The organism is Rhodococcoides corynebacterioides (genome assembly GCF_019834675.1).
GTDB classification, from domain to species: domain Bacteria; phylum Actinomycetota; class Actinomycetes; order Mycobacteriales; family Mycobacteriaceae; genus Rhodococcoides; species Rhodococcoides corynebacterioides_A.
In genome coordinates this window covers 61,646-74,040 of sequence record NZ_JABUBU010000004.1, presented here as the reverse complement: position 1 = coordinate 74,040, position 12,395 = coordinate 61,646, and the positions used below count along the sequence as shown (strand labels likewise).

Below are 12,395 nucleotides of genomic sequence, written 5' to 3'. Positions count from 1 at the left end.
ATCCGGTCGGCGTCAGGCCACCCCGGCGAGTCGACGCGCCCGATCGACGGCCGCGTCGACCGACCCGCGCAGCACCGGGCCGTGCCCGGGAATCAGGACGCCAGCGTCCCGCCCGGTGAAGGCGTCGAGGGCGGCGATCTCCCCCTCCCGGTCGTGCGCGAAGAGGTTCGGCAACATCTGCGCGCCGACGTGGCGGCACAGCGCGTGCCCGGTGATCAGCGCGTCCCCGGTGAGCAGCGCGCCGGCGCCGGGCAGGTGGTAGGCCGTGTGTCCCGACGTGTGGCCGGGCGACGGGACGGGCACCGGCGCCCCCGGCAGGTCCAACGCTCCCCCGGTCCCGACGACGGCGTCGAAGCCGTCGGCGTCGGGCACGGCGCCGGACCGCGTTCCCCCGGCCCGCGTGATGCGCAGCGCCCACGACGCGGCGCCCGGCCGCCAGATGTTGCGAACGACGTCGGCGGGACCGGCCTGCTCGAGATACTCGCGCCGCGCGTGCCGCGCCTCGACCGACGACGTCAGCACCGGCGTGCCGTACGTCGAGGCGAAGTGCGCGGCACCCCCGATGTGGTCGATGTGGGCGTGGGTCAACAGGATTGCGCGGACGTCCTCGGGGCGACGCCCGAGACGCGCCAGCGACTCGACGACGGCACCGACGTACCGCGGGTACCCGGAGTCGATCAGCGTGACGTCGGTCCCGTCCACGAGAAGGGTCCAGTTGACGTCGGGCCCGGTGGCCACGTGGACGCCGTCGGCGACGGTCGTCACGGTCGGAGTGCTCACGACCGACGAGTATGGCCGTCCGCGGCGGCAGGCGCAGGCGTATCCCATGACGTTGGTCACCCTCACCACCAAAAGCCGCTGGCGACAGCGGGTCCGGCCGTGGGGGGCCCCGCGGGTCTGACTACTCTCGGTCGACGTGATCGACTCCGATTTCACCAGCTCCGTCTCCACCGGTTCCGACTCCCTCCCGCACGGCTCCGACACCCTCACCGTGTCTCGCAGCGACCACCACGCACCGCGGAAGTGGAGCCCCGGCGGGTGTGTCTGGTGCGGTAGCCGTGAGGACGTCCAGGACTTCGCGAACGAGCCGCGCTGCGCCGAGTGCCGTGCGCACGAAGCGACCATCGACGCCGCCCGCCGGTTCCTCGGCATGTACGGACTGCGCCCCCTCGGCGGCGCGGTCACCTCCGACGACGAGGAGGAACTCGAGCACCGCACCGCCGCGCGCAGCGCCCGCGCCGTACTCGAGCGCATCCGTCTGCCGAAGCGCCCGGCCGCGGCCGATGTTCGCAAGTCGTCGTCGCGCGCCGGCGCCGCCGCGGCGCTGCGCCCGACGCCGTCGCACACGTCCACCACCTCGCGCACGGAGGCTCCGCGCGCCGCCGCGTCGCGCACCACACCGCCGGCCGGCGCGGTCACCGGGGTCGACGTCGCCGCCCTCGCGGACCGGGTGGCGGGACTGCTGGACCAGCTGAGCGCCATCGATGCCGGCATCGCGGACGCCGAGGCCTCCACCGGGTTGCCCGCGCGCGCCCGGCTGAGCGATCTCACCCGCCAGCGGGCCACCGTCCTGACCACCCTCGCGGCCCTCGAGAAGGCCCGACGCGGCGTCAGCGGCTGACCGCAGCCACCGCCCGCTGCACGTCGTCGGTCGGCGGCGAGTCCACCGTCGGCGGGGTGTCGACCAGCCGCGTCGCCGCCGCCTTCGGTCGCGCGAGCAGTTCGCGACCGCACTGCCGGATCGCCGCCCACCGCGACACCTCGACGGGTGCGTCCACCCCGTCCGCGTCGATCCCGGCGTCCCGACACTGCGCCAGAGCCCGGGCCGTGTGCATCCCCTGGCTGACCACCAGCGCTCGCGTCACCCCGTAGGTGCGGGCCGCCCGCAGGCACGAGTCCCGCGTGTTCAGCCCGAACGGATCCGCCACCAGGCGTGCGGGATCCACGCCGCGCGCGATCAGATCGTCGGTCATCGCCGCGATCTCGTCCCCGGAGTCACCGGACCCGTTGCCGGACAACAGGAGTACCTCCACCCGCCCGAGCTCGACCAGGCGCGCGGCCGCCGAGGTGCGCGCGGCGAGGTACCGCGCCGGCGCCCCGTTCTCCACGCGCGCACCGAGGACCAGGGCGACCGGCGCGGACGGAGCCTCCTCCACACCGTGCACCCGGCCGCGAGCCGTCAGTTCGATCCACGCCGAGCTCGCCACGATCGACCCGAGCACCGCCGCCGCGGTCAGCATCGCCGCCGCCCGCACGGTGCGCACCCCGCCACGTCCCGACCGCCGGGTCATGCGGGCGGCACCGGACCGTCGTCGGGCACCACGGCGGTGCCCTCCCGCTCCGGCCACAGCGGGGTCACGGCGAGACGCGCGAACGCCGCGGCGGGCGGTGCGACCTCGACGCCGCGGACCCCGTCCGCGTCCGCGACCCGCCGCAGGTCGGCCGCCGTCCCCCGCACCAGAACACCTGCCACACAAGCACAATCACCGAGCAGCCGAGAACGCACGGCCGCCGTGACCGCCTCACCCCGCGCGTCCCGACCGGGTCCGAGTCGGCCGGCGGCGTCGCGCACCGCACGGGTCAGCACCGATTCCGTGTCCGGCACCGCCACCGTGAGCAACGGCGTCTGCACCCGATCCAGCGGAACGTGGACGTACACCACGGACACCCGCACGTCGCCGACGAGACCGCGGATCTCGTCCGCTCGCACCGACCGAACCGGGGACACCAGCGCCCACCGCTCCTGCCCGTCGTCCTCGGCCGGCGGGCCGATGCGGGCGAGATAGTCCGCCGCCGTCTCGTCGGTCGACGGACCGAGCGTGTCGGTCGCGCTCGGAGCGCGGGAGGCGGGCGTCGTCACGCCGAGGACGAGCACGAGGGCGGCGATCGCGACCAGGGCGAGCGCCGACCCGATCCGTGCCACCGGTCAGCCCGCTCGCAGAACGTCCAGGGCGTGCTGCAGGTCCGCCGGATAGGGGCTGGTGAACTCCACGTACCGACCGTCGGCCGGGTGCGTGAAGCCCAAAGCCCGCGCGTGCAGCCACTGCCGTTCGAGGCCGAGCCGGGCGGCGAGCGTCGGGTCGGCGCCATAGGTGAGGTCACCGCAGCATGGGTGGCGGAGAGCGGAGAAGTGCACCCGGATCTGGTGCGTCCGTCCGGTTTCGAGGTGCACGTCGAGCAGGCTGGCCGCCTGGAACGCCTCGACGGTGTCGTAGTGCGTGATGCTCGGCTTGCCGTCCGCGGTGACCGCGAACTTCCAGTCGTTGCTGCGGTGCCGGCCGATGGGTGCGTCGATGGTGCCGCTGCTCGGATCCGGATGTCCCTGCACCAGAGCGTGATAGCGCTTGTCGATGGTGCGCTGCTTGAACGCGCGCTTGAGCACGGTGTACGCGTGCTCGCTGGTCGCCACCACCATCACGCCCGACGTGCCGACGTCGAGACGGTGCACGATGCCCTGCCGCTCGTGCACTCCCGACGTCGAGATGCGGAACCCGGCGGCCGCGAGACCGCCGATGACCGTCGGTCCGGTCCACCCGACCGAGGCGTGCGCCGCGACACCGACGGGCTTGTCGACCACCACGATGTCGTCGTCGGAGTAGAGGATCTCCATGCCCTCGACGGGCTGGGCCTCGATGGTGAGCGGCCGCGCCGGCTCCGGCAACTGCACCTCGAGCCACGAGCCGCCGCCGAGGCGATCGGACTTGTCGACGGCCGTGCCGTCGACACTGACCGAGCCCTCCTCCGCGAGCGTCGCGACCACGGTGCGCGACAGGCCCAGCAGCCGCGCCAGGCCCGCGTCGACCCGCATGCCGTCCAGCCCGTCGGGAACCGGCATGGACCTCACTTCCCTCATGCCGTCGCTCCCGACTGGTCCGAGCGGCCGCCGGCCTCGGTGCCGCGGGCCCCGGTGTCGGCCTCGGCGTCGGTCTCGGGGTCGGGGTCGGTCTCGTCCCGACGACGCGAGCCGTCCGGCTCCACCCCGAACAGCGACAGCGCCACGAGCAGGACCGCGCCGCACACGATGGACGAGTCGGCGACGTTGAACACCGGCCACCACCCGACGGACACGAAGTCGACGACGTGGCCCTGCAGGGGGCCGGGCGAGCGGAAGAAGCGGTCGATCAGGTTGCCCAGCGCGCCGCCCAGGATCAGGCCCAGTCCCAGCGCCCACCACGGCGAGCGCAGCGTCCGGCCGATCCTGACGACACCGATCACCACGGCGACGGCGACCAGCGTCAACACCCAGGTCATGCCCGTCGCGATGGAGAAGGCGGCCCCCGGATTGCGGTACAGCACCAGCTCGACGGTGTCGCCCACGATGCTCACGGGGCGACCCGGCTCGATGAGGGCGACGGCGGCGATCTTGGTGAGCAGGTCGGCGGCGAGCACGACGGCGGCCACGGTCAGCAGTCGCCTCGTCCGGAGAGGACGGGTGGCGGTGGGTTCGTCGGTCACGTGTTCATTGTCCCTCACGGAGCGAGCGGTGCTCACCCGAGCGGAGCCTGCGGATCGAGCAGTACTCACCGAGCGCTCAGGTTGCCTGGCTAGCCTGGGTCGCGTGAGTGTGCGCGCGTCCACCCGGTTTCGTCGGCTCCGACCCGGGTTCTTCCGTCCCCTGACCGTCGCACTGACGGCGTCGGCGTTGGTTCTCGTGTCCGCGTGCGGGTCGGACGACGATTCCGCCTCGAGCGAGGACGTCACCCCGACCACCAGTGCGGTGACGCTCCCCGTGTCGGCGTCGACGACGACCCTGGTGGATGCGGGTGCGGAGCCGCGCAGCGTCCTGACCCGGGAGGTGTCGGACGAGCCGCAGTCGGTGACGTTGGTGACGTCGTCGTCGATCGGGCAGAAGATCGATGCGGCGGAGTCCCAGGACTTCTCCACCCCGGAACTGACGATGCCGCTCGAGGCGACCGCGTCTGCCGACGGGGACACCACGACCGTGTCGATGACGCTCGGCGCCGTGACGTCGCCCGACGCGACGCTGCAGGCGGCGCTGCCGCCGACCGAGGGATCCACGGCCGGGTTCACCACGTCGGCAACGGGGGCGGTGACCGCTCTCACCATCGATCCGGCCCCGGAGGCCCGCGACATCGCCCGGTCCGCGGTGGAGCAGGCCCTGTCGCAGGCGGTGTATCGGGCGGTGCCGTTCCCGACGGAGCCGATCGGCGTCGGTGCGCGGTGGACGGTGACGCAACAGGTGGTCAGCGGCATCGCGCTGACGCAGACCACGACGGCGACGCTGCGGTCGATCGACGACGGCGTCGCGCAGATCGACGTGGAGATTACACAGGCGCCGGAGAGCCCCGTCTGGGAGTTGCCGGACAACCAGGGCACGCTGAACATCGAGACGTTCGTCATGACCGGCGGTGGCTCTCTGACCGTGGACACCTCGCGACCGTTGCCGGTCGCCGGAACGGTCACGGTGGGCGGTGACCAGGTGTATCGCGACGCGAACAGCGCCACGTCGCTGTCGCAGACCACCGCCAACACGATCACGTGGCGATGACCGGTTCGGCGCGCCGTCGGTCGGTCGCCGCTCTCGCCGCGTGCACGTCGCTGGCGCTGCTGACCGGGTGCGGATCGGGCACGTCCGGGACCGACGAGAACGGCGATTCGACGACGGCGGCCACGACACCGCCGGCACCGCCCCGCGTGGATCTCGCACCCTTCGAGGGCGTCCCGGCGCCGACCGTGCCGGCGGGGGCCACGCCGATCACGGACAACGCCTTCCTGGCCGGGCGTCTGCTGACGATCGCGGATCTGCCCGCCGGATGGACGGGATACGACCTGCCGCCGCTCGACCCGTCCTCGCCCGGAGCGAGCGCCGAGGACCGCTCGAGCACGGACCCGGCGGACTGCGGAGCGGTTCTCGCGCCGATCGCGACGGCGGTACCCGGCGGGGTCAGTGCCGCGTCGGTGACCTACGGCGGTCCCGACTTCTCGTCGCTGGATCAGGATGCGGCGTCGTACGACGGCGACGGCGCCGCCCGGGCGTTCGCGTCGATCCAGGACACGCTGGCCCGGTGCGGGGAGTTCAGCGGCACCGACGCCGACGGCGTCCGCGTCGACTATCGGGTCGGGGCGTCGACCCTGTTCACCGGGGCGTATGCCACCGCTCCGGGTGACGCCACCGTGGCGGCGCGGCTGCAGGTCACTAGCGACGGGGTCGAGCTCACCACGGATGCGGTGATCACGCTCGTCGGCGCGTCCGTCACGCAGACGGTGGCCACGGGCCTCGAGCCGGTGGATCCGCAACTGGTTCGCGCTCTGGCCACCACCGCGGCCGACCGGTTGCGCTGACGACGCGCCGCCGAGACGAACTCGGGCCCCGGCACCGTCAGCGGTACCGGGGCCCGAGTGGGGCGAGACGACTCAGGCCGGGCAGGCCGGCGAGGTCAGCTGCGCGAGCGAGACGATGGCGCACGCGTTGTCACGCGAGAGCTTCCACTGTCCGTCCTCGGCCACGTACGCGACCTGGAGGGGGTTGACCTGGCCACCGAGGTCGATGGTGGCGTTGGAGCTCAGGGTGCCGTCGCCGAGATCGGTGACGTCGAGCACCTCGATCTTGGCGTTGTTCACGCGGGCGGCCTCCGCCACCTTGTTGATCAGCTCCGGATCCTCCTCGGCGCCCTGGACGTAGGAGACCTTCTGCTCCAGCGGCACGTTCGGATCCAGGCTCTCCTGCAGACGCTGGTTCAGCTCGGCGGCGGTCGGCACGGGGGGCAGGTCGCCGGCCGGGGCGGCTGCGCTCACGGACGTCGAGGCCGACGCCGTCGTGGTGGTGGCGGTGTCGCCACCGTCGTCCGAGCTGCAGGCCGTCATGGTCAGGGCGGCGGCGACGGCCATGCCGGCCACCAGTGCGCGTCCGGTGCGGGGAAGCTTCACGCGTCAGTCCTCTTCTGTCGGGGGTATCGGTCGACATCACGATCGGGAATCCGATCGCCGATGGTCGTCGAGCGTCGATCGGTGACCTTACCGACCGGTTCTGAGGAAACGGTAAAGCTCGCCGGGCAGGCCCGCCCCGTCCGGACGGGCGCGGTCAGCCGAGGCGAGAGGCGGCGAAGGTCGCGCCCTCGTCCGTCGCACCCCGCAGGGCTTACGTCAGGTGGGCGACGGTGTTGAAGCCGCCGATCTGGCAGACGGGATCACCGACGTTGCAGAAACTGCGGGCACGCGGACCGTAGGTGGGACTGGCGGACTCGATGGTTCGACCGAACAGGCCCAGCGGATTGCCGAACACGACGACGGCCTTCACCCGATCGGCCACCTCGGCGGGAATCACCGCTCCACCGACGCTGCTCGGGGTGCGCAGGCCGACCGCGTTGCTCACGACGGTGGCACCCTGCGAGTACCCGCCGATGACGAACTGTGTCGACGGACAGGCGGCCGCGACCGAGGTGAGATGCGCGACCAGGTCCCGCGAACCGGGACCCGCGCTGGCCTGAATGACGTCGGCGGCGTAGTTCACCGCGTAGGTGCCGACGGACCGCCCGCCCAACTTCGTGACGAGACTGTCGACGAACGGCCGGCCGGTGATGCCGAGGCCGGGGAACTCGCCGGTGCCGCGCGCGAAGGAAACGTCGACGTCGGAGCAGGGCGCGGCGTCGGCCACCGCGGTGGGAACCACGAACGCTGCGGCGGCCACGGACACCGCCGCGCACACGCGAGCCAGAATGCGAACCGTCATGTCGAAACCGCTCTCCCCGATGAGAGGTGAACCGGGTCACACTACCGAACTCGACCCTCGTCCACAGTTCCCGTCGGGAAGCGCGCGCCTCCACGACGACGCCCGTCAGGCCAGGCTGTCCAGCGGATCGGCCACCGTGAGGTGGGCGTCGTCGCCGGCGAACGTGCGCGCCGCGCCGGGTCCGGTGCTGCGGGTCTCGAACCGAACCGTCACCACACCGGGTCCGGCGCCGTGGGCGGCGCCCTGGACCCAGCCGTGGCCGAAGTCGTCGTGCCGGACGTCCAGACCCGGCCGCCACACCACCATCTCGCCGGCGCTGATCGCCTGGTCGGGCCGGCTGACGTCGCTGGTGGTGACCGCGCCGTCCTGGTCCAGCTCGGGAAAGAGCGATTCCTGCCGCACCGTCGACAGCCCGGCCAACCCCACGCCGACGAGTCGGATGCTGCCGAGCTCGCGCGGATCGAGGGCCTGTCGCCGCGCGGTGGCGACGATGGTCGCCAGGTCCGCCGTCGCGTAGGGCAGCGTCGCCGAGCGGGTGACGATGCTCATGTCGGACTTGCGCAGCTTGAGCACGACCGTGCGGGCCGCGCGACCGTCCTTCAACAGACGGGCATGGGCTGCCTCCGCACTCGCGGCGATCGCCGCGCGGAGCCCGTCCAGATCCACGATGTCGGCGGCGAACGTCGTCTCGGCACTGACCTGTTTGGCCTCCGCCCGCTCGGTCACGGGCCGGTCGTCGATACCGCGGGCCAACCGATGCAATCCCGGGCCGACGGTCGACCCCAGCACCGACGCCGCCTCGGCTTCCGGCAGCGCGGCGAACGCACCCACGGTGAGCACGCCCAGCCGGCGCAGCTTCTCCTCCGCGACGGGCCCGATACCCCAGAGCTTGCGGACGGGCAGCGTCGCGAACAGCGCTGCCTGCTCGTGCGGCGGGACCACGGTGATGCCGTTCGGCTTCGCCAGTCCCGAGGCGATCTTGGCCACCTGTTTGCCCGAGCCGGCACCGATCGACGCGACGAGACCCGACGCGTCCCGCACGACGTCGCGCAGCCGGCGACAGAACGCCTCCACCTCGGCGGTGGTCGCGCCGGCGAGCTCGGCCGGTTCGCCGAACGCCTCGTCGAGCGAGAGTTGCTCGATGACGGGGACCACGGTGCGGACGGCGTCGAACACGGAGGCCGACAGCACCGAGTAGACCGCGCCGCGCGGGGGCACGACCACCGCGCCGGCGCCGACGAGCCGTCGGGCCTGGTGCATCGGCATCGCGGACCGTGCCCCGAACACCCGTGCCTCGTAGCTGGCTCCAGCGACCACCCCGCGGCCACCCGACCCGCCGACGAGCACCGGCCGACCCCGCAGGGTCGGCCGGGTCAGCTGCTCGGCGGAGGCGAAGAACGCATCCATGTCCAGATGGAGCACCCAGCGCCGGCTGCGGGCGGGCGCCGACGGGACGCCGATCGGGTCGGGAGTCATGTCATCGGTCGAGACTCACGCCTTCGCCAGTGCCGCGCGAACACCGTCCCCGAGCTCGACCGCGTCGGCGCCCGGGTCGTCGACCGCGAGGTCCACGGCGAGGATCTCGCCCGCGATGAGGTCGCGGTGGGCGTCGAACCACGCTCGCCGCGCGGCCGGGACGTCGACGCGCACGACGATCCGATCGCTGACCTCGAAGCCCGCCGACCGACGCGCGTCCTGCAACTCACGGATGCGGTCCTTCGCCCAGCCCTCGGCCTCGAGGTCCTCGGTCACCGCGGAATCCAGGACCACCAGACCGCCGTTGCCCGGCAGTGCCGCCGTGGAGTCGGGCTCGGCGGCGACCAGACGACGCGTGTACTCCTCGGGAAGCAGTGCGACGTCCGAGCCGTCGTCGACGGTCACGGTCACGGCGCCGTCGGTCTCGGACCACCGGCCGGCCTTGACCGCCTTGATGACGGCCTGGACGGCCTTCCCGAGACGCGGTCCGGCGACCCGGGCGTTCACCACGAGCTCGAACCGGCCGTGCGCGTCGACGTTCTCCGTGAGCGCGACGTGCTTGACGTTGACCTCGTCGGCGATCAGATCGGCGAACGGCGCGAGCCGCGCCGCGTCGTCGGCCGCGACGGTCAACTCGGGCAGCGGCAGACGCACGCGCAGGTTCTGCGCCTTGCGCAGCGACAGCGCCGCGCCGCACACCGAGCGCACCTCGTCCATCGACGCCACCAGCTCCGGATCCGCGGGCAGGTCGTCCGCCGCGGGCCAGTCGGCCAGGTGCACCGATCGACCACCGGTCAGACCGCGCCAGATCACCTCGCTGATCAGCGGCAGCATCGGCGCCGCGACGCGGGTGAGCACCTCGAGCACGGTGTGCAGGGTGTCGATCGCGTCGGCGTCCTCGTCCCAGAAACGCTGCCGCGACCGGCGCACGTACCAGTTGGTGAGGGCGTCGCAGAACAGTCGCAGCTCGTCGCACGCGCCCGCGATGTCCACCGCCTCGAGCGCGTCGGTGATGACGCGGGTGCTCTCGGCGAGCTTGGCCAACACGTACCGGTCGAGCACGTGCGTCGAATCGGTCCGCCACGTCCCCGGCGTCGAGGCGTAGAGCTGCAGAAAGCTCCACGCGTTCCACATCGGCAGCAGCGCCTGCCGCACGCCCTCGCGGATGCCCTGCTCGGTGACCACCAGGTTGCCGCCGCGCAGGATCGGCGAGGACATGAGGAACCACCGCATGGCGTCGGAACCGTCGCGGTCGAACACCTCGTTGACGTCCGGGTAGTTGCCCTTGGACTTGCTCATCTTGAGCCCGTCCTCGCCCAGCACGATGCCGTGTGCGGCGACCGTGCGGAACGCCGGACGATCGAACAGGGCCGTCGCCAACACGTGCAGGGTGTAGAACCATCCGCGGGTCTGGCCGTTGTACTCGACGATGAAGTCGCCCGGGTTGTGGCCCGGCTCGCCGCCCGTCCCGTCGAACCAGTCCTTGTTCTCGAACGGGTAGTGCACCTGGGCGAACGGCATCGACCCCGATTCGAACCAGCAGTCCAGCACCTCCGGAACGCGGCGCATGGTGGAGCGGCCCGTCGGGTCGTCCGGGTTGGGACGAGTCAGCTCGTCGACGAACGGCCGGTGCAGATCGGTCGGACGCACGCCGAAGTCCGCCTCGAGTTCGTCGAGACTGCCGTACACGTCGGTCCGTGGGTAGGCGGGGTCGTCGGACACCCACACCGGAATCGGACTGCCCCAGTACCGGTTCCGGCTGATGTTCCAGTCGCGGGCACCCTCGAGCCACTTGCCGAACTGACCGTCGCGGATGTGCTCCGGCACCCAGGTGATGTCCTGGTTGAGCTCCACCATGCGGTCGCGGAAGCGCGTCACCGACACGAACCACGACGGCACCGCCATGTAGATCAGCGGCTGACCGGACCGCCAGCTGTGCGGATAGGAGTGCTCGATGGTCTCGTGCCGCACCAGCTTTCCGGCGGCCTTGAGGTCCTTGATGATCACCGGGTTGGCGTCGAAGATCATCAGTCCCTCGTAGGGCGGCACCATCGCGGTGAACTTGCCGCCGGCGTCGAGCGGCTGCACCACCTCGATGCCGTTGGCCGTGGCGACGTCCATGTCCTCCTCACCGAAAGCCGGTGCGAGGTGGACGATTCCGGTACCCGAGTCCGTGGTCACGTAGTCCGCGGACAGCACGCGATGCGCGTTCGGATGTCCGAGGAAGAAATCGAACGGGGGTGTGTAGGCCAACCCGACCAGATCGGCGCCGGTGTGCTCGGACACCACGGTGGGCGACTCGCCGAACTCCCGCGCGTAGTGCGCCAGCCGGTCCTTGGCGAGCACGACGCGGCCACCCTCGCCGTCCTCGATCTGGACGTACTCGATGTCCGGACGGACGGCCGTCGCGAGGTTCGACGGCACCGTCCACGGCGTCGTCGTCCAGATCAACGCGTCCGCCCCGTCCAGCGGCGAGCCGGGTGCGGACAGGGTCATGCGCACGGTGACCGCCGGATCCTGACGCATCTTGTAGGCGTCGTCGAGCCGGGTCTCCTGGTTCGACAGCGGCGTCTGCTCGTACCAGCTGTACGGCAGGACTCGGAAGCCCTGGTAGATCAGACCCTTGTCGTAAAGCTCCCGGAACGCCCACATGACCGACTCCATGAAGTCGAGGTCGAGCGTCTTGTAGTCGTTGTCGAAGTCCACCCACCGCGCCTGACGGGTGACGTAGTCGCGCCACTCACCGGTGTAGCGCAGCACCGACTGCTTGCAGTACGCGTTGAACTCGGCGAGCCCCATCGTGTCGATCTGGCTCTTGTCGGTGATGCCGAGCTGCTTCTCCGCCTCGAGCTCCGCCGGCAGCCCGTGGCAGTCCCAGCCGAACCGCCGCTCGACCTTCTTGCCGCGCATGGTCTGGAAGCGCGGAACGAGGTCCTTGACGTACCCCGTCAGCAGGTGGCCGTAGTGCGGGAGCCCGTTGGCGAAGGGCGGACCGTCGTAGAAGACGTACTCGTCGGCGTCGGCGCGGGCCTCGACCGACGCGCGGAACGTACCGTCCGCGTCCCAGCGGGCGAGGACCTGCTGCTCGAGGTGCGGGAACCGGACGCTGCCGTCGCCGGTCTCGTACGCCACGCGGGGATAGCCGGGGCGGGACTGGTCGGTGCTCATGGCGGAACTCCTGTGCCTGTGTCGTCACGGCACGGGGACGAACTGTCGGACGCGCCCGGCG

Annotated in this window: 12 protein-coding genes; 3 read left to right on the top strand and 9 right to left on the bottom strand. The window is 71.8% G+C overall.

Features of this window, described 5'->3' with window-relative positions; all coding sequences use genetic code 11:
* Window positions 1-12 precede the first annotated feature (12 nt).
* The gene (locus HQ603_RS08205; RefSeq protein WP_308126416.1) at window positions 13-780 is read right to left on the bottom strand and encodes an MBL fold metallo-hydrolase; all 768 of its coding nucleotides are present in this window, start codon (window positions 778-780) and stop codon (window positions 13-15) included.
* Window positions 781-916: 136 nt separating this feature from the next.
* Between HQ603_RS08205 and HQ603_RS08200 the strand changes: the two genes are divergently transcribed.
* Window positions 917-1,621 (top strand): hypothetical protein, encoded by a 705-nt coding sequence (locus tag HQ603_RS08200; RefSeq protein ID WP_261773561.1) that lies wholly within the window; start codon window positions 917-919, stop codon window positions 1,619-1,621.
* Here HQ603_RS08200 and HQ603_RS08195 read toward each other — a convergent pair.
* The 4 genes from HQ603_RS08195 to lspA are packed head-to-tail and all read right to left on the bottom strand — an operon-like array spanning window position 1,611 to window position 4,473.
* Window positions 1,611-2,291, bottom strand: a complete 681-nt coding sequence (locus HQ603_RS08195; RefSeq protein ID WP_222684054.1) for a SanA/YdcF family protein — start codon at window positions 2,289-2,291, stop codon at window positions 1,611-1,613. The two genes, HQ603_RS08200 and HQ603_RS08195, sit on opposite strands and share 11 nt — an antisense overlap.
* On the bottom strand, window positions 2,288-2,923 hold the full coding sequence (locus tag HQ603_RS08190) for a hypothetical protein (protein WP_222684053.1): 636 nt from the start codon (window positions 2,921-2,923) through the stop codon (window positions 2,288-2,290). The genes HQ603_RS08195 and HQ603_RS08190 overlap by 4 nt, the downstream gene beginning before the upstream one ends.
* Before the next feature lie 3 nt (window positions 2,924-2,926).
* A complete protein-coding gene (locus HQ603_RS08185) occupies window positions 2,927-3,853 on the bottom strand; it encodes an RluA family pseudouridine synthase (RefSeq protein ID WP_222684052.1) in 927 nt (308 codons plus the stop codon).
* Window positions 3,850-4,473, bottom strand: coding sequence for a signal peptidase II (lspA, locus tag HQ603_RS08180; protein ID WP_371831025.1), 624 nt, complete (start codon window positions 4,471-4,473; stop codon window positions 3,850-3,852). The genes HQ603_RS08185 and lspA overlap by 4 nt, the downstream gene beginning before the upstream one ends.
* A gap of 85 nt (window positions 4,474-4,558) precedes the next feature.
* Here lspA and HQ603_RS08175 point away from each other — a divergent pair, with 85 nt between their 5' ends.
* Both HQ603_RS08175 and HQ603_RS08170 read left to right on the top strand, forming a co-directional pair.
* The gene (locus tag HQ603_RS08175; protein WP_308126414.1) at window positions 4,559-5,509 is read left to right on the top strand and encodes a hypothetical protein; all 951 of its coding nucleotides are present in this window, start codon (window positions 4,559-4,561) and stop codon (window positions 5,507-5,509) included.
* Window positions 5,506-6,303 carry a sensor domain-containing protein gene (locus HQ603_RS08170; RefSeq protein ID WP_222684050.1) on the top strand — a complete coding sequence of 266 codons (798 nt, stop codon included), beginning with the start codon at window positions 5,506-5,508 and terminating at the stop codon, window positions 6,301-6,303. Before HQ603_RS08175 ends, HQ603_RS08170 begins: the two co-directional genes overlap by 4 nt.
* Window positions 6,304-6,375: 72 nt before the next feature.
* On the opposite strand, the gene HQ603_RS08165 is transcribed toward HQ603_RS08170, so the two are convergent.
* The 4 genes from HQ603_RS08165 to ileS all read right to left on the bottom strand — a co-directional run bounded on the left by HQ603_RS08165 (window position 6,376) and on the right by ileS (window position 12,334).
* Window positions 6,376-6,888 (bottom strand): hypothetical protein, encoded by a 513-nt coding sequence (locus HQ603_RS08165; protein WP_308126413.1) that lies wholly within the window; start codon window positions 6,886-6,888, stop codon window positions 6,376-6,378.
* Window positions 6,889-7,099: 211 nt separating this feature from the next.
* Window positions 7,100-7,690: a cutinase family protein gene (locus HQ603_RS08160; RefSeq protein WP_222684049.1), complete on the bottom strand. Its 591-nt coding sequence runs from the start codon at window positions 7,688-7,690 to the stop codon at window positions 7,100-7,102.
* A gap of 105 nt (window positions 7,691-7,795) precedes the next feature.
* Window positions 7,796-9,166, bottom strand: coding sequence for a DNA polymerase IV (locus HQ603_RS08155; RefSeq protein WP_222684048.1), 1,371 nt, complete (start codon window positions 9,164-9,166; stop codon window positions 7,796-7,798).
* A gap of 15 nt (window positions 9,167-9,181) precedes the next feature.
* On the bottom strand, window positions 9,182-12,334 hold the full coding sequence (ileS, locus tag HQ603_RS08150) for an isoleucine--tRNA ligase (RefSeq protein WP_222684047.1): 3,153 nt from the start codon (window positions 12,332-12,334) through the stop codon (window positions 9,182-9,184).
* Between the last annotated feature and the right edge of the window lie 61 nt (window positions 12,335-12,395).